Source organism: Arthrobacter sp. D3-18 (assembly GCF_054408525.1).
Genome location: NZ_CP096440.1, coordinates 4,542,680 through 4,558,995, shown reverse-complemented (window position 1 = coordinate 4,558,995; position 16,316 = coordinate 4,542,680). Strand labels below are relative to the sequence as shown.

Below are 16,316 nucleotides of genomic sequence, written 5' to 3'. Positions count from 1 at the left end.
CCCGCTGACACGAAATGTCCGGGATCCGGCCCCTGTGACGCCGAATGGCGCCGCTACTGCACCCGTGCCGAGGGCGAAGCGGCAAAGATTCACTTCACGTTCACGAGCGGCTGCTAGCCAAAAATCGCCCCGCCCCGGCCGAGGGACCCGAAGAGGACCCACGAAACCGGGCGAAGCGACAATGGATGACGCTAGACGGCGGTGTAGCCGCCATCGACGAGTACGTACGAACCGGTCATGAAGCTGGCCTTGTCCGAAAGGAGGAACGTGGTGACGTTTGCGATCTCCTCAGCCTGCCCCAAACGGCCCAGCGGGTGCTTCGCTTCGAGCCCGCTGACTACTTCCTTCGGTGCGGCGGCCAGTAAGGGAGTATCGATGTAGCCGGGGCCGATTGCATTGACGCGAAGTCCTTGGCCGCCGTATTCCGCCGCAGCATTCTTGGTCATGCCCACCACGCCGTGCTTGGCCGCGGTGTACGCGGCGTTGCCGGGAGCTGCGACAGCACCATGGATTGAGGCCATGTTCACGATGGCGCCCTCGGACGCGCCTGCGGCAAGGATGGCCGGGATTTGGTAGCGCATGCCATAGAGGACTCCGCTCAAGTTGATGGCGATGACCCGGTCCCAGTCCTCGACGTCGATTTCTCCTACAGGAGCGCTGGCCCCGCCGATACCGGCATTATTGACGGCGTAATTAAGCGCACCGTAGCTCTCCACGGCGAAGTCGACTGCTTTCTTGCTGTCCTCGGCCACAGCAGTGTTGCCTTGGAACGGGACTGCCTTGCCGCCGTCGGCTGTAATTTGTTCGGCCACGCGCGTGGCAGCTTCGAGGTTAACGTCCACTACTACAACGTTGACGCCGTTCTTCGCGAGGTCCTTGCTGATCGCTTCCCCGAGACCGGAGCCTCCGCCGGTGACGAGCGCGGTTTTGCCTTCGAAGTTACCCATGATTCCTCCTTCGCGGGACAGCTCCCGCAGTTTCGATGGTGGGCGCTGCTTGAGCGCTACTCATCAAAACCGAGTCTGACTAGGAAATATTCCATGCGTATGCATCAATATGACATTCCTCGCATTTGTCATGGCCACATACAGGGAACCCGCGTTGCCTTATGTGGTGCCCCCGGCGGCGGTAGTGTTGGGATCAAAGACCAAATCCAGGGGGATTCCTATGTCAGACCAGCCATCCAAAGGCAACGAGGACAAGCCCGCGGGCTACGAACCGCCGCAGTACGTCCCGCCCGCACAGTTCAGCGCGCCCGAGTCGAGCACGCAAGCAGAAAGCACGCCGGGTCATGGCGCGTCCGCCGCGAGTGCGTCTGAGCACAATGCCACCCAGCCGCTCCCGCCCTACGAGCAGAGCGCGCACGGGCAGAACCCATACACGCAGGATGCCCAGGGTCAGAACGACTTCTACACGCAGCCGCAGCCACCCGCCAGCGCATACACGCCGGGGGACTACAGCCAGCAGCCCCCGTCGCCCTACGGTCAGCCACCGAGCCCGTACCAGCAGCAGGCGTTCAATCAGCAGCCCTATGGCCAGCAGCCCTACGGCCAGCCGCAGTCACCGTACGGCCAGCCCGCGTATTACGCCATGCAGGCTGAGCCCAAGGGCTTGAGCATCGCCAGCATGTGCTGCGGCATCGCCATCTACGTAGGCTTCGGGTTCTTCATCCTGCCGCAGATCGCAGCGGTGATCCTGGGCCACCTCGCCTTGAAGCGCGAGCCTGCGGGCAAGGGTATGGCAATCGCCGGCCTCGTGATGGGCTACATCGGCGTGGCGTTGACGCTGATCTTTGGCATCATCTTCTTCATCGCCATCGGCGCTTCAAGCAGCAGTTATAACAACAGCTTCTAAACCGCGTACGACGGCGACCCTTGCGTCAGGTGGGAATACCACCTGACGCAAGGGTCGCCGCCGTTATGTCGGGAGGGTCGGCTGCTACCGCACGCCGCCCATCAGCTTCTTTATCGCGGGCGATGCTGCCGCCAGGCCAATGGCCAGGACCACTGCCACGCTTCCGATGCCAAGGAAGTACGGGAGCTCGTCCTCGGGGTTGTAGAGGCCCGCGAGGATGCCGGCCAGCGTGGTGCCGAGCGAGACGGACAGGAAGAACAGCGCCACCATCTGGGTGTGGAATGCCTGCGGGGCGAGTTTGGTGCTCACGGACAGGCCGATGGGGGAGAGGAACAGTTCCGCCAGGGTGAACATGAACAGAATGCCCACAAGAGCCAGCAGGGGAGTCTTGCCCTCGCCGGCCAGCGGGATGAACGCAAGGAATGCCAGGCCCATGATGAACAGGCCGGCGGAGAACTTCAGCGGTGAACTCGGCTGCTTGGAGCCCAACTTGGTCCAGAGGGCAGCCATGACGCCGGCAAAGATGATGATGAATACCGGGTTAATGGACTGCACCCAGGCGGCAGGCATTTCCCAGCCGAACAAGTTGCGGTCCAGTTTCTCCTGCGAGTACACAGCAATGAACGTGAACTGCTGCTGGAACAGTGCCCAGAACCCTGCAGAGGCGATGAACAGAGGGATGAACGCGATCACGCGCTTGCGCTCCACGCCGGTGACCAGCGGGCTGCGGAAGATCAGGAACAGGTAGATCACCGCGGCGCCGATTGCGGCGTAGGCCATGCTCCGGGCAAGGTTGTTGGCGTTGACAATCCCTGTGCCGAGCAGGACGCCAATGACGATCAGGATGGCCAGGAAGATCAGGCCGTACTTGGTGCGGTCCTTGACCGGGAGGGGGTTGGGAACCCGGTGTGCTTCCTCTGGAAGGCGTTTGCGGCCCAGCGAGTAGATGATGAGGCCGATCGCCATACCCACGGCTGCGGCACCAAAGCCAACGTGGAAGCCGTAGCTTGTCTGCAGCCACCCGGTGACCAGCGGGCCAATGAGGCCGCCGATGTTGATGCCCATGTAGAAGATGGAGAATCCGGCATCGCGGCGCTCGTCCTTCTCGCCGTAGAGGCTGCCGACCAAGGCTGTCGCGTTGGCTTTCAAGCCGCCCGAGCCGATGCCAACCAAAACCAAACCTGCGATCAGGCCCGGAATGCCCGGCAGGAGTGCCAGTGCGACGTGGCCGGCCATGATCATGATTGCCGAGCCGAAGAGGACCTTTTCGGAGCCGAAGAGACGGTCGGCGAGCCATGCGCCGAGGATCGTCGACAGGTAAACGCCACCACCGTACGCGCCCACCAGGCCAGCGGCGAGCCCCTGGTCAATGGAAAGACCGCCCTGCTCGGCGGTGAAGTACATGTAGTAAAGCAGGATTCCCTGCATGCCGTAGAAGGAGAATCGCTCCCACATTTCCACGGAGAAGAGGCTGGCCAACATCTTTGGGTGGCCGAAGAATGACGTATCGCCCGCTGGCTTTGCGGACTCAGCCGTGGTTTGAGGTGTGCTCATTTTCTCAATGCTGGCACTGACTGCGGGCATTGTCACATCGATGAATGCTCGGGGCAACCACTTTCCATATGCTAGACGCGCGTCTGCGATGAGCGTCAGCTCGAACCTCGGTGAGCCTCAGCGGGTCTCGAGGGCGGTCGCTAGCTGCAGGAGCAATAGTTCAGACCCGGACCGCCCAATCAGCTGAATCCCCATCGGCAGGCCACCCGGCGTAGTGTGCACCGGAATGCTGATTGCCGGGAGTCCGCACACGTTCACCATGGAGGACCATGGCGCGTACTGGCACTGCCTTTTGTAGTCCTCATCAGCATCGCCGGCCCACTCGCTCGGCCACTGCTCACCGCTGTGTCCGCCGCCCGTGAACCAGCCGACCGGCCGCGGTGTCTGCGCCAGGGTCGGCATGAGCATCACGTCCCACCTGGAGTACTGCGTGACGGTGTCGTGCTCGAATTGCCGCAGGAAGCTCAGGGCTTCATTGACCTTTAAAGCGCTCCGCTGTTGCGCCCGACGCCGGAACGTCCGGGTCAGCGGGGTCAGCAACGCCTCGCGCTGGGTGCTATTCGAGCACTCCCGACGCCGGCAGTCCAGGCTGTTGTGAACGCTTCGGGATAGCGGTTGTCGTAGCGGATTTCGGCTTCAGTGATGTTATGGCCGGCGTTCTCCAGCAGTTTGATCCCCAGCTCCAGGGCGTCCATCGCTTCCGGTTCCACCTCGAATGGATACACGCCCGCCCACGGGCTGTCCAAGCTCACGCCGATTCTCAGGGGTTCCGGCATCAGCCCCACCTTGGCGAGGTAGCCGCCGTCGGGCGCTTGATCACGGGGGACGAGCGCGTCCATTAGCAGTGCCGCGTCCTGCGCGGTCCGGGCGAGTGGTCCGGCCACAACGAGCTTGGCGGCGTCGCCCGCGCTGGCACCCGACGGCACCACGCCGCGTCCCGGCTTCAGCCCCACCAGTCCGCAGGCACCGGCCGGGATCCGGATGGAGCCGCCGCCGTCGGTCCCTGGAGCGAAGGGAACAAGCCCTGCAGCTACAGCGGCGGCGCTGCCGCCCGATGACCCACCCGAGCTGCGTCCCAAGGCGTGCGGATTACGCGACGGCGGTGCCACGCGGTTTTCGCTGTAGGCCGTGAGTCCGAACTCTGGAACCTGCGTCTTGCCCAGCGAGATGACACCTTGGGCCTTCAGGGTTGCCGCGAGAGCCCCGTCCTCGGGTGCCGGCTTGTGCTCGAGGGCTGCGCTGCCGTGCGTTGTGGGAACGCCGGCAACATCGGTGAGGTCCTTGAATGCCGTGGGCATGCCGTGAAGGAGGCTGAGCTCGTCTTGTCGGTGTTCGCGGAATAGCCGAGCATGGAGGCGATCCGCGGCCGCCGCGTCCTTCAAGGCCTGTTCGGCCGTGACGGTAACGAATGCTCCCAGTTGCTTGTTCCGGGATTCGATCCCGGACAGGAAAAAGCCAGCGGCCTCACGGGCAGAGAGTTCGCCGGAAGCTAAGGCATCGCGGAGCTCAACAGCCGACGTTTGCGAAAGGTCATGTACGTCAGGATCAACCAAGGAAGCGCGACTCCAACCGTTCCTCCACAGCAACAGCGTCAACGCTCTCGCCAGCACCGGCGGTCACACGGAAGGCCGCCTTGTTCTTGACCTCGGACACCACCTCCACAAGTTCCGTTCCCCGGTAAACGAGCCCGACGCCGTCGTCCGTGCAGTGCGTCTCTCCGAGCGTGCCGTTTGCCACCAGCTTGTGGATGGCCGGTGCACGCCGCAATTCAGAGTCGTAGTGGACGCCGTTACCGTAGGGGAGGAAGCCCAGCGCGTTGGTGACAGGCTGCAGCTCAGGGCCAAAGGAATCGGTCGCACCACCCTGATACCAACAGATGGAGCCGGCCGAGACGCCGGCCAGCACCACCCCGCTTTCCCAAGCCTTCCGTAGGATTCCGTCCAGTCCGTGGGCACGCCAGACGGCCAGCAGGTTCACCACCGAACCGCCGTTCACCCACACCACATCCTGCTCCAGGAGGTGCGCTTCCGGGTCCTCGATGTTGGGCATGGTGAAGAGGTTGAGGTGGCTGAAGTCGAACCCTGCCATGCGTGCTGCCTGGTCCATCTCGGCGGCCCACCAACGCTGATCACCGGATGCCGTGCCGATATGGGTCACACGCGGCGCGCGGCCGGTTATGCCGGACAGTTCCACGGCGTAATGCATCAAGTGGTTGAACTCGATCCTGGTGCGATCGCCGGGCTTGTAGCCGCCGGATGTCGCCAGAATGGTTGGATGCCCAGCCGGCATGGGGTACTCCTAACGGTCCGATGATTTGGGGCGCGCTTCTGTCCCAGTCTTAACGTCCCGTGTCCGGGAAGCAAGGGCGGTCCGCTCCTCAAGTTACGGTGTCACGACTCGGGGACTAGGCTGGATGCTGGACTTAATCGATGGGAAGGGAACGCCATGAGCGACTTCGATACCGTGCCTGTGGGCGACATTCCGGCCGACGCCAGCATCCTGGACGTCCGCGAAGACTATGAGTGGATGGCCGGGCATGCCGAAGGTGCACGCCACATCCCCATGGATCAACTGCCGGCACGCCTGGACGAACTCGATCCGGACGACGACCTGTTCGTTATCTGCCGCACCGGGGGCCGCTCCTTCCGCGCCGTTCAGTGGCTCGTGGGGCAGGGCTACTCCGCGGTGAACGTGGCTGGCGGCATGGACATGTGGTTTGAGGCCGGAAAGCCCATGGTTTCGGATAACGGGCTGAAGCCGGTTGTTCTCTAACCCAGTTATATAACCAGCAAGGAATATTTGATGTCGGCAGTTAGCTACACATTCCTGGGCCCTGAGGGCACCTTCACCGAGGCTGCTCTTCTGCAGGTACCTGGTGCTGCTGACGCCACGCGAATTCCCTGCACCAACGTCAACATGGCGCTGGATCGTGTTCGTGCGGGGGAGGCCGACGCGGCTATGGTCCCCATCGAGAACTCGGTGGAGGGCGGAGTCACGGCCACCTTGGACGCGATTGCCACAGGCCAAGAACTCCGAATCATCCGTGAGGCCCTTGTTCCTATCACCTTTGTCCTGGTGGCGAGGCCCGGCGTCGGGCTTTCCGACATCAAACGGATCTCCACGCACGGCCACGCCTGGGCGCAGTGCCGCTTGTGGGTGGATGAGCACCTCCCGAACGCCGACTACGTTCCGGGATCATCCACGGCGGCCGCCGCCATGGGATTGCTGGAGGACGACGCCCCCTATGAAGCCGCCATTTGTGGCCCGTTGGTTGCTGCAGGACAACCCGGCCTGAATGTTCTGGCCGAGGACATCGGCGACAACCCCGAGGCGGTAACCAGGTTCATTTTGGTGAGCAAACCAGGTCTTCTTCCCGACCGCACAGGCGCGGACAAAACCACCGTTGTGGTGCCTTTGCCTGAGGATCACCCCGGAGCGCTTATGGAGATTTTGGACCAGTTCGCCTCCCGCGGAGTGAACCTGAGCCGCATCGAATCGCGACCCACCGGACAGTACTTAGGTCACTACTTCTTCAGCATCGACGCCGACGGCCACGCCACCGATTCGCGGGTGGCCGACGCTCTTGCGGGCCTCCACCGAATCAGCCCCGCAACCCGGTTCCTGGGCTCCTACGCACGTGCGGACAAGCAGCCCGCTGTGGTTGCCCCGCACACTTCCGACGCTGCCTTTGCCTCGGCGCATGCCTGGGTTGAATCGATCCTGAAGGGCTCCTAGCCGCTGTCCACAGCCGGGACGGCAGCCCCTTTCGTAAGGATGCTTCTGTGCGTATGCTTGCCTGATCCATAAACGATGGATGAATGTACCAACGAAAGGAGCGGTCATGTCTGTCCACCGGGATGACAAAGACGGCCAGGGCATGATCGTCAATCCGAAGCCCACCGGCGAGAACCAGGACGACTGGAATGGCGATGAAGCCGATCGTGCAGACCGGCTCCGCTTTGAAGAAGAACAAGCCATGATCAAGGAGCAGGCCGAGGCCCGCGCCGCTGCCAAGGCTGCAACCGAGGAAGCCGACAAGAACGCCGCCCAGCCGGACGTCGGCGCAATTTAGGCGATCTTGGCCTTCGGTACGCGAATCAGCAGGGACCCTGGCTCCACTTGCACGGTGACCGTTGTCGCCTCACCCGAGGGGTCGCCGTCGAGCTGGGTAGCCATGGGTTCCTGGCTGCGGATGATGACTTTCCCGGAGCGGTAGAAGCTCATCATCGGCAAGTTGGCCTTGTGCTTGAACAGTACTTTTGTGTACATGGCGATCCAGCCGAAGGCGCTGCGCGGGCTCATCACCACGATGTCCAGCATTCCGTCGTCGATCATGGCCTGGGGAATGAAGTCGATCCCGCCGGGTATCAAGCCGCAGTTGGCGAACAGCACGCTGCGGATTTTCCGTGCCTGTTCGGGCTGATCATCCATGGTGATGGTCACGCGTTTACGGCGGCCAGGAAGATGGCGGACACCGGCTTCCGTGTAGGCGAGCCAGCCAACGCTCTTCTTGAGATCTTCCTTGGTGTCGCCAACTACCTCGGCATCCAAGCCCATGCCGGCGATGACCAGGAAGGTGTGCTGGGCGGACTCGCCGGTGATGTCATTGTCTATGCCCATGGTGGCGGTATCGATGAAGCGCTGATGGCCGAACAACGCAATCTGTATGCAGTCGGCAATGTCAGTGACGTCCAGGTCCACGTTGCGCGCCAAAAGGTTACCGGTGCCTAGCGGAATGAGGCCCATGGCCACATTCGTGTGCGCCAGCGACTCGGCCACCACGCGCACGGTACCGTCGCCGCCGCACGCAAGAACGACGTCGGCTCCGTAGGCCAGCGCCTGGCGCGACTGACCGTAGCCGGGGTCGTCCACGGTGGTTTCAAAAAACTTCGGTGCGTCCCATCCGGCCAGATCACAAGCGTCAATGATGGCCTGCCGGGCGTCTTCCGCGTTGTTTTTCACGGGATTGAGGATGACCGCGACGCGCTGGTCCCCGGGGCCGGGCTTGTGGGAGTCCTCCCGGACCGCACTCCTGATGTGCCGGGCTTTCAATCGGCGCACACCCCACCAACTGGAGACGGCAAACGCCACGCCCCCAGCGAGAATCAGGTACAGGATCCAGTCGCTCATGGTGCTCCAACACTATCCTCCTGGGCAGTGCCCTCTTGGCCGCGCATCCGGGACGGGTGACCTTTGCCCGCTGCGGGCCGGAAATCCGCGGTGGATTCGATACTCTTGTCTGGTGATCGACGTAAAAGACCTCAGCGAAAATCCGGACAAGTTCCGTGCCAGCCAGCGCGCCCGCGGCGCCGACGAGTCCGTTGTGGACGCGATCATCTCTGCTGACTCCGATCGCCGCGCTGCCCTGATCCGCCACGAAACCCTCCGCGCCGAGCAGAACGCTTTCGGCAAGAAGGTAGCGCAGGCCAAGGGCGAGGAAAAGCAGGCATTGCTGGCCGAGGTCAAGGAACTGGCCAACTCCGTGAAGGCCGCTTCCACAGAGGCCTCTGCCGCCCAGGCCAAGCAGGAAGAGTTGCTCCGCGTCATCCCCAACCTCATTGTGGACGGCGTGCCCGAGGGCGGCGAGGATGACTTCGTTGTGGTCAAAACCGTTGGTACTCCGCGCGAATTCACGGACTTCGAACCGAAGGACCACCTGGAAATCGGTGAACTGATCGGCGCGATCGACATGGAACGTGGAGCCAAGGTTTCCGGCTCACGCTTCTACTTCCTCCGCGGCGTCGGTGCCCGGCTGGAAATGGCACTCCTGCAGATGGCCATGGAGCAGGCCATCGACGCCGGCTTCGTCCCCATGATCACTCCCACTTTGGTGCGTCCCGAGACCATGCAGGGCACCGGTTTTGATGTAAAGCACGACGCCGAGATCTACCGTCTCGCTGAAGACGACCTTTACCTGGTGGGCACCTCGGAGGTGGCCCTCGCCGGCTACCATGCAGACGAGATCCTGGACCTTTCCGCGGGCCCCATCCGCTACGCGGGCCAGAGCTCCTGCTACCGCCGTGAGGCCGGTTCCCACGGCAAGGACACCCGCGGCATCATCCGCGTGCACCAGTTCAACAAGGTGGAGATGTTCATCTACACCACGGTTGAGGAAGCAGCTGCCGAGCACGAGCGCCTGCTCGCCTGGGAAGAGGAAATGTTGGCCAAGTGCGAGCTTCCCTATCGCGTCATCGACACTGCCGCCGGCGATCTTGGCATGTCCGCGGCCCGCAAGTTCGACTGTGAAGCCTGGGTTCCCACCCAAAACGCTTACCGCGAGCTCACCTCGACGTCCAACTGCACCACGTTCCAGGCGCGCCGCCTCAACATCCGTGAGCGCGTGGTCAATGACGAAGGTGTTGCCAAGGGCACCCGTGCCGTAGCCACACTGAACGGCACGCTGGCAACTACACGCTGGATCGTTGCCATCCTTGAGCACCACCAGAACCCGGACGGTTCCGTCAACGTTCCCAAGGCACTGCAGAAGTACCTTGGCGGGCTCGAGGTTCTGCCGGTTCTCTAGTTTTAGCGAATCACCGTCCAGCGGACCATTCACCCGCGCATGCGCTGGTGCATTGTCCGCTTGACGGGGTTCTTTCGAGGCGCTAGTCCGGCCGCGAGGAGTTTTGCAGCGAGCTTTGCGGGATCGTTGGCAGTGGCCCAGTCCCAGCGCACGACTGTGAACCCCATTGCACGCAACCTGTCCTCGCGTCTTTTCTCGGCCAGCACCACTTCCCGTGCACTTCGGCCAGCCAGGTACTCGTCTTGCAGGTATTTAGCGTCGCCGTCGAACTCCCCGATGAGTCCCTGGTCCCGCCAGAAGAAGTCCGTGCGGGCCACGAAGCCCATGTCGTCATGGAATTCGCACTGCAACTCCGGAGCGGGGAAGCCCAACAGGTGCATCTGCGCACGACTAAGTGACTCACCCGCAGATCCGGAATTCTTGTCAGCGAACCGAAGAAGATAGTTCACCCGCTGTCTCTTGGCCTCTGAAGCCAGTCCCTGGGCCGCTTCCCCGAGTGCCGCTTTGCTGGTGAAAAGCTTAGGAAACCTGGATTTACTGATTGCGTGATCGGCCAAGACGATTCCCTTGGTGAAGCACCCTCTGGCCAAGACATCCACCACCGTCGGCAGCAGATCCGTGAGCTGCAGCCCGAGGTGGGAGACGGTAGCAGTGGAATAGGAATGCCGGTAAATGCCATACCCCCGAACCCGCTCAAGTCCGGTGGTGCCGGAGGGTCCGATAAGGGCTGCGCTGGTGCTCGGGCTTCGGGATCCGGCATGGCCGCGTGAAGTGGTGGCAAGGTGGATGTGCGATGGGACGCCCACGACTTGGAGGCCCCAGAACAATGCCGCCGTTTCAAAGCAGAACTCCGCGGCCGGGTTCTCCGCGGCAACGGCCTGGGCGGTTGCCGCGTATCGTTGCCAAGGCTTGAGTGCGAGCCAAGTCTCCTTGTTGATGTAAATCCCCTTGCGTACCCTGATGAGTTCGCCCTTCTTGTACCGGCGGCTAAGCTGCCGCGCAGTTCCTGATTCCAGCCCATACCGGGCAGCCAAGATGAATTCGTTTCGATAGTCCATGAACCACTGTGGGCCAGATGGGGACCACGTGGCGCGAGCCAAACGTGCTATGTGCATAGCGCCCGGGTCATGCACCCATATGTGGACAAATCACCAGCGCATGCGGGGGTGAAAAGTCCAGTGCACGGTGAAAAGTCCAAGGGTGGGGTCACTATTCACCGTCCGTTAATCCACAGCTGTGGCGCCGGTCCTAGTTCAGTGTCGGAGGTTTCTGCTCTACTGTAGGCATGACTATTTTGACTGACACTCCAGTTGCTGGCATCGATGACCAGCCAAATAACAACAACAAGCTCATGATCGCATTGGACGTCGACGGTACACTCGTGGACCACGACGGCCACATGTCGTCGGCTGTTCGCTCCGCCGCGCAGGCGGTGGTGGCACGCGGCCACGACGTCATGATCGCCACCGGCCGGTCACTCAATGCGACGCTTCCCATCATCCAGCAGATCGGCCTCGAGCGAGGCTACGCCGTGTGCTGCAACGGCGGCGTGACCCTCCGCCTGGATCCGTCGTTGGAGAAGGGCTACGAGATCATCCACAAGGCAACTTTCGATCCCGCTCCGGCTTTGAAGGCCTTGCGGGAACGGCTGCCGAACGCCAAGTATGCGCTGGAAGATGAGGATGGAAACTTCCTCTCCACGGAGCGCTTCCAGGACGCCAGCTTCGGCGTGGAGTCCATCGGCGTCGACTTCCAGACCATGTTGGATTCCACGGCGGTCCGCGTAGTGGTCTTCAGCAGTGAGAACACTTCAGACGAGTTCAACGAGGCCATCAGGCACATCGGACTTTCCGGCGTGACGTACTCGGTGGGGTGGACTGCCTGGCTGGACATCGCGGCCGAGGGGGTCACCAAGGCAAGTGCCTTGGAGGCCTTGCGCCATAAGCTCGGTACGGACCTGGCCAACACAGTTGCCGTTGGCGATGGCCGCAACGACATCGAGATGCTCACCTGGGCTGGCCGCGGCGTTGCCATGGGTCAGGCTCCCGACGAGGTAATCGCCGTTGCGGATGAAGTCACCGCTTCAGTGCTCGACGACGGCGCGGCACAGGTCTTGCGTAGCCTGCTGTAACTGCTACTCGTCTTAGCCGGGCGCATCGCTGCGGTCGGACCGGCTCTTGTTCGTTATCCTCGCCGCTAAGCGCCGGGGGTTCCGAACAAGGGCGGGATCTGTGGTGGCGGGGTGGGCTGCCTAGACTGAGCCTGTGTTCTATCAAGAGTGCCCGCCACCGTCAGTGCTGCAGCCGTTCGTCAGCCAATTCTGGCTGGTCCGTGCTGAGCCGCAGGCAAGGTACGAGAAGATTCTTCCCGGGCCCGAAGCCCACCTGATTCTGAACCTGTCTGACCCGTACCGCCTCATCAGCCCGCCCGACGGTTCCGGCGACCTGAACGGTTCGGGGGAGGAAACCAGAAGGGGGACGGAAGTTTCCACCGGTTTCTATGCCGGCCTGCAGCGCAGCTATCTGATCAGCGAAAACCCGGACCAGCTTTTCAACGTCGGCGCCCGCCTCACTCCTTACGGTCTGGCGGCGTTCACCAGCTTGCCGCCGTCGGGTTTTCAGAACCGGGTTGTGGACGCCGAAAGTGTCTTGCCGGGCTTTTCGAACTTGCGTGAGACCCTCGCCAACGCGGAACCGGGGCAGGCGTTCGCGGCCTTGGGAGCCTTCCTCAAACACCATCTCAGGCCGGGATACCAAGCAGATTCCCGGACAGAAAAGGCGACGCAGATCCTCGCGCAACAGGATGTGGAAATCAGCGTGCTTGCCAGGGATCTGGGGATCAGCACGTCCACGCTGGAACGCATCATGATGCGGGATTGTGGAACCACGGCCAAGGCGTACTCGGACGTGTGCCGCTTCAACAGGATCGTGAAGCAGGCGGCAGCCCTCCCGAAAGGGTCAGTCCCAGGCCGTGAGCTCCTCCATCTGGCCGATTACTACGATCAGCCACACCTCATCCGGACCTTCAGGCGGTTCAGCGGATTCACGCCGTCGGAGTACCTGCAGGTGGTGCAGAACTATGGGGCGGAGTACGCCACTTTTGTCCCGCTTGAGGACGTAATCGGGTAGCGTGCGGGGTTTTTACAAGACCGCGGAGGCTCACAGACGTACTGTCCATTCAGGAACTGCCCGCCCTTGAGAGGACACCGATGGACATTCAGATCAATTGGCTCGCCGTGCTTCTGGCCGCACTCGCCACGTTCGTGGTGGGTGGGCTGTGGTACTCGCTGCTGTTCGCCAAGCCATGGCAAAAGGCCGCAGGTGTCAGCGATGAGCGACTGAAGTCTGGAACGGCTCGGGTCTTTGTGGGCTCGTTCATCCTTGCGTTGATAATGGCTGTCTTCCTGGCAGCATTCATTGGTCGCGGAGGTTTCGCATTCGGAACCCTTGCCGGGTTGGCCGCGGGACTTGGATGGGTCGCAACAGCGCTGGGCGTGAACTACCTTTTCGAACGCCGTAGCCTGAAACTGTTCGCCATCAACGCCAGCTACAACGTAGTCACCTTCACGGCCATGGGCGCCATCATCGGCGCCATGCAGGGCTGACAGTCGGTAAGCCGCCCGCCATGCAGGGCTGACAGTCGGTAAGCCGCCCGCCACAATGCTAAAACCTCACTTGAAGTACGTCTGAACAGGCCCGCCGCCTGCGGATTCAACAATGGCCTGCGCCACCACCCGGAGCTTTACGTTCCGGTTGCTGGACGCCTTCTTGATGAGGTCCATTGCCTCCTGCTGGGTGCAACGGTTCTGGGCGATGATGATTCCAGTTGCCACGTCTATCACGGTGCGGGATTCCATGGCTGCCCGGAGGTTGTTTGCGGTCTGACTGTGCTCCGCGATCAGAACCGCCAGGCGCAGGCCTTTGGATGCCTGCTGTACGTAGTCGTTGGCGCGTTGCACAACGGCTTGATCGAAGGCGTTGGCGTGTTCGGAATAGAGGTTGAGTCCCGCCCGGGCAGCGTCGTCGCTAAGGGGGAACGGCACGGCCAGGACGGAGCGGATGCCGTGTTCGGTGACGAGCTTGTTGTACTCCGGCCAAGTGTTGTCTTTGGCGAAATCGGGAATGTGCACTTGCGTGACTTCGCGGCAGGCGTGGAGGCACGGCCCGTCGGAGAAGTTGTACTGCAATTCATCGAGCATTTGGGCGCGCTCTCCGCTGCTTGCTACCGTTCCTGCCGAGCGATGACGCATCAGCGTGATGCCGCAGTAAATCTCGTTTCCGGGCGTGCTGAACATTCCTGCCGAATGCCGGGCCAACTCTTCAAGGAACGCTTCAACATCCGGGGTGTCGAGCAGCAGGTCTTGGATATCGGCCACCACTGTAGTCGGCTCGGCGAGCTGGGGGTCTTCCATGAGGAACTCCGATCCCTGATTGTGGCTACCTTTCGAGACTAACCCCGTGGACCCGTTGAAAGCTAATAGTAAGTGTGCTTCTCTTTTTAAGGAGTCTTGCCGTGGGCTCACCCCCACTTAGCTGGTTAAGGATTGAAGCCCCATGCGTCAAACCCGACCTTTCACCGCTCAGACCAGGCCCCCTGCCTGCAAACCGGAAGGCAGCATCCGGCAGAGCTTCCAGGACAGCCTGGTCCTGGACCACCTCAACCTGGCCAAGTCCATTGCCGCCAGATACTCTGCCCATACCCACGATCTCGACGACGTCCGGCAGGTCGCTTTCATGGGCCTCATCAAGGCCTCGCGCGGCTATGACGAGTCAAAGGGCGTCAGTTTCCCCGCCTACGCCGCCCCCACTATTGCCGGAGAGGTCAAGCGGTATCTCCGCGACCATTGCTGGGTTGTTCGTCCGCCCCGCACCATCCAGGATGTTCGCCGCCAAGTGCTGGCCCGGACCGAGGAGATGACCCAAACGCTGCAACGCACGCCTTCTCCGGAGGAGGTGGCCGAAGATCTGAACCTGGAGCCATGCCAGGTGCGCGAAGCGCTGATGGCCGGCACCAGCAAGCGTCCCGATTCCCTGGATGCTCCCGCCTCCGAGGGACGCGACGGGCTGCAGGGCTCGCTGTCGGCTTTCGGTTGCCCCACAGACCGGCTCGAAGATGTGCTGGCCCTACGCAACGCCATCCGGGGCCTGACCGCCGAGGACCGCCACCTGCTCTACCGCCGCTACTACCGCGAGGAAACACAGTCCACCATTGCCGAAGCTCTGGGGATGTCGCAGATGCAGGTGTCGCGCAAGCTTTCGAAAATCCTCGTGTCACTCCAAACGCAGCTGCTGGACGAAGAAGCCCAACTCCAAGACGGGACGGCCCCGTAACAAGGCGCCGCCGCAATAGTGCCTTAGGCGCGCAGCCGCTCCACTGCTTCCAGAACGTCGCGAACGCTGACGGCCAACAGTGCCGGATCAGGGTCTGCGGAGAACACATCACCACGGCGGAGTTCGACGGCGGTGAGCACCACGTGCGGTCCAGGCGGAGGTCCCCACTCTTCCGCGGGCGCCGGCCCGAACAGGACAACGGAGGGGCGTTCATACGCGGACGCCAGATGTGCGGCGCCGGTATCGGCTGAGATCACCAACCGCGCTTCGGCGATGGTGGCCGCAAACTCGGCGAGACCTTGACGCCCGGCCAGCAGCCCGCCGTCGAGATCTGCTCCCTTGAGCTTTGCCAAGGCAGCCGTCTCCTCTGCCCGGGCACGCTCGGACGAGCCACCGGTGAGAACTACCTCGTGCCCCGCGGCAGCGAGTTCCACGGCGACATCCGCGAACCGTTCCACCGGCCATAACCGGCTGCCATACGCCGCGCCCACATGTATCACGGTTGCCCCCGGACGCGGCGAAGGAACGGCGGGGCGATTCAGCCGATAGTCCAGGGGATCGGCATCAATACCGTGCCAGTTGAGCAGCCTGGTCCAGCGCTCGCGCTCCGGGATGCCGGTGGTCCACTCAGGTCCGTCGGTGCCGGTGGAAGCGTGCGCCACCACCCGGTTGGCCTGCAGTTCTTCAATCCGCAAACGGCTTTCAGCGCCATTGCCATGGAGGTTCACGGCGATATCCACGGCGCCCCGGGGGATTGTCAGGGGGTCATCGAGCCCAGGTGTCGGCAAATGATGAATGCCGCCCACAAGTTCTAAAGCCTCGGCGATCCAAGCCGGCGCAGCATACAAAATACGGTGTTCGGGGAACGCCCGCCGCAACCCACGGAGCGCCGGAACCGCGACCAGGAGGTCGCCGAGTTTCAAAGCGCGCAGGGCAAGCAGCAGGGGTTGATCGTTGCTCTCGTGACTGTCCAAAGCTGTGTCCATTGTGGCCTCCCGCTAGGAGTCTAGCTGCAGGAAACTTCTCACGGCCGCACTGTTTAGCGTCCGGAGAAC

Annotated in this window: 16 protein-coding genes and 1 pseudogene; 9 read left to right on the top strand and 8 right to left on the bottom strand. The window is 62.4% G+C overall.

All coding sequences use genetic code 11. The features are described from left to right. Positions 1-191 precede the first annotated feature (191 nt). Positions 192-947, bottom strand: coding sequence for an SDR family NAD(P)-dependent oxidoreductase (locus tag M1D89_RS23440; RefSeq protein WP_498647447.1), 756 nt, complete (start codon positions 945-947; stop codon positions 192-194). A gap of 220 nt (positions 948-1,167) precedes the next feature. Here M1D89_RS23440 and M1D89_RS23435 point away from each other — a divergent pair, with 220 nt between their 5' ends. Next, positions 1,168-1,854, top strand: a complete 687-nt coding sequence (locus M1D89_RS23435; RefSeq protein ID WP_498647446.1) for a DUF4190 domain-containing protein — start codon at positions 1,168-1,170, stop codon at positions 1,852-1,854. A gap of 84 nt (positions 1,855-1,938) precedes the next feature. Here the strand turns inward: M1D89_RS23435 and M1D89_RS23430 are convergent, their stop codons facing one another. The 3 genes and pseudogenes from M1D89_RS23430 to M1D89_RS23420 all read right to left on the bottom strand — a co-directional run bounded on the left by M1D89_RS23430 (position 1,939) and on the right by M1D89_RS23420 (position 5,697). Beyond that, entirely contained in the window at positions 1,939-3,438 is a 1,500-nt protein-coding gene (locus M1D89_RS23430) for a peptide MFS transporter (RefSeq protein ID WP_498651022.1), read from the bottom strand. 87 nt (positions 3,439-3,525) lie between these two features. Then, a pseudogene (locus M1D89_RS23425) lies at positions 3,526-5,018 on the bottom strand (amidase). Then, positions 4,954-5,697 (bottom strand): Type 1 glutamine amidotransferase-like domain-containing protein, encoded by a 744-nt coding sequence (locus tag M1D89_RS23420; protein WP_498647444.1) that lies wholly within the window; start codon positions 5,695-5,697, stop codon positions 4,954-4,956. Before M1D89_RS23420 ends, M1D89_RS23425 begins: the two are co-directional and overlap by 65 nt. Before the next feature lie 156 nt (positions 5,698-5,853). On the opposite strand from M1D89_RS23420, the gene M1D89_RS23415 reads away from it, so the two are divergent. The 3 genes from M1D89_RS23415 to M1D89_RS23405 all read left to right on the top strand — a co-directional run bounded on the left by M1D89_RS23415 (position 5,854) and on the right by M1D89_RS23405 (position 7,480). Next, a complete protein-coding gene (locus M1D89_RS23415; protein ID WP_498647440.1) occupies positions 5,854-6,180 on the top strand; it encodes a rhodanese-like domain-containing protein in 327 nt (108 codons plus the stop codon). A gap of 30 nt (positions 6,181-6,210) precedes the next feature. Next, entirely contained in the window at positions 6,211-7,143 is a 933-nt protein-coding gene (gene pheA / locus M1D89_RS23410; protein ID WP_498647438.1) for a prephenate dehydratase, read from the top strand. Positions 7,144-7,249: 106 nt separating this feature from the next. After that, a complete protein-coding gene (locus M1D89_RS23405; protein WP_498647437.1) occupies positions 7,250-7,480 on the top strand; it encodes a hypothetical protein in 231 nt (76 codons plus the stop codon). Here M1D89_RS23405 and M1D89_RS23400 read toward each other — a convergent pair. Further along, positions 7,477-8,538, bottom strand: coding sequence for a diacylglycerol/lipid kinase family protein (locus M1D89_RS23400; RefSeq protein ID WP_498647435.1), 1,062 nt, complete (start codon positions 8,536-8,538; stop codon positions 7,477-7,479). The genes M1D89_RS23405 and M1D89_RS23400 overlap by 4 nt on opposite strands. Positions 8,539-8,650: 112 nt before the next feature. Between M1D89_RS23400 and serS the strand changes: the two genes are divergently transcribed. Continuing rightward, positions 8,651-9,931, top strand: coding sequence for a serine--tRNA ligase (gene serS, locus M1D89_RS23395; RefSeq protein ID WP_498647431.1), 1,281 nt, complete (start codon positions 8,651-8,653; stop codon positions 9,929-9,931). A gap of 29 nt (positions 9,932-9,960) precedes the next feature. On the opposite strand, the gene M1D89_RS23390 is transcribed toward serS, so the two are convergent. Beyond that, a complete protein-coding gene (locus tag M1D89_RS23390; RefSeq protein WP_498647428.1) occupies positions 9,961-10,989 on the bottom strand; it encodes a hypothetical protein in 1,029 nt (342 codons plus the stop codon). Between the two features lie 227 nt (positions 10,990-11,216). Here M1D89_RS23390 and M1D89_RS23385 point away from each other — a divergent pair, with 227 nt between their 5' ends. The 3 genes from M1D89_RS23385 (at position 11,217) to M1D89_RS23375 (ending at position 13,535) form a co-directional block, all read left to right on the top strand. Beyond that, on the top strand, positions 11,217-12,062 hold the full coding sequence (locus tag M1D89_RS23385) for an HAD family hydrolase (protein ID WP_498647426.1): 846 nt from the start codon (positions 11,217-11,219) through the stop codon (positions 12,060-12,062). Positions 12,063-12,195: 133 nt separating this feature from the next. Next, positions 12,196-13,059 (top strand): helix-turn-helix domain-containing protein, encoded by an 864-nt coding sequence (locus M1D89_RS23380; RefSeq protein ID WP_498647424.1) that lies wholly within the window; start codon positions 12,196-12,198, stop codon positions 13,057-13,059. An 80-nt stretch (positions 13,060-13,139) separates the two neighbouring features. Next, positions 13,140-13,535 (top strand): DUF1761 domain-containing protein, encoded by a 396-nt coding sequence (locus tag M1D89_RS23375; protein ID WP_498647422.1) that lies wholly within the window; start codon positions 13,140-13,142, stop codon positions 13,533-13,535. A gap of 66 nt (positions 13,536-13,601) precedes the next feature. On the opposite strand, the gene M1D89_RS23370 is transcribed toward M1D89_RS23375, so the two are convergent. After that, positions 13,602-14,342 carry a GAF and ANTAR domain-containing protein gene (locus M1D89_RS23370; protein WP_498647420.1) on the bottom strand — a complete coding sequence of 247 codons (741 nt, stop codon included), beginning with the start codon at positions 14,340-14,342 and terminating at the stop codon, positions 13,602-13,604. Positions 14,343-14,484: 142 nt separating this feature from the next. Here M1D89_RS23370 and M1D89_RS23365 point away from each other — a divergent pair, with 142 nt between their 5' ends. Next, complete coding sequence (locus tag M1D89_RS23365) at positions 14,485-15,261, top strand: sigma-70 family RNA polymerase sigma factor (protein WP_498647418.1); 777 nt, start codon at positions 14,485-14,487, stop codon at positions 15,259-15,261. A gap of 23 nt (positions 15,262-15,284) precedes the next feature. Here M1D89_RS23365 and M1D89_RS23360 read toward each other — a convergent pair whose 3' ends face one another. After that, positions 15,285-16,247 carry a glycosyltransferase family 9 protein gene (locus tag M1D89_RS23360; protein WP_498647416.1) on the bottom strand — a complete coding sequence of 321 codons (963 nt, stop codon included), beginning with the start codon at positions 16,245-16,247 and terminating at the stop codon, positions 15,285-15,287. Positions 16,248-16,316: the final 69 nt, after the last annotated feature.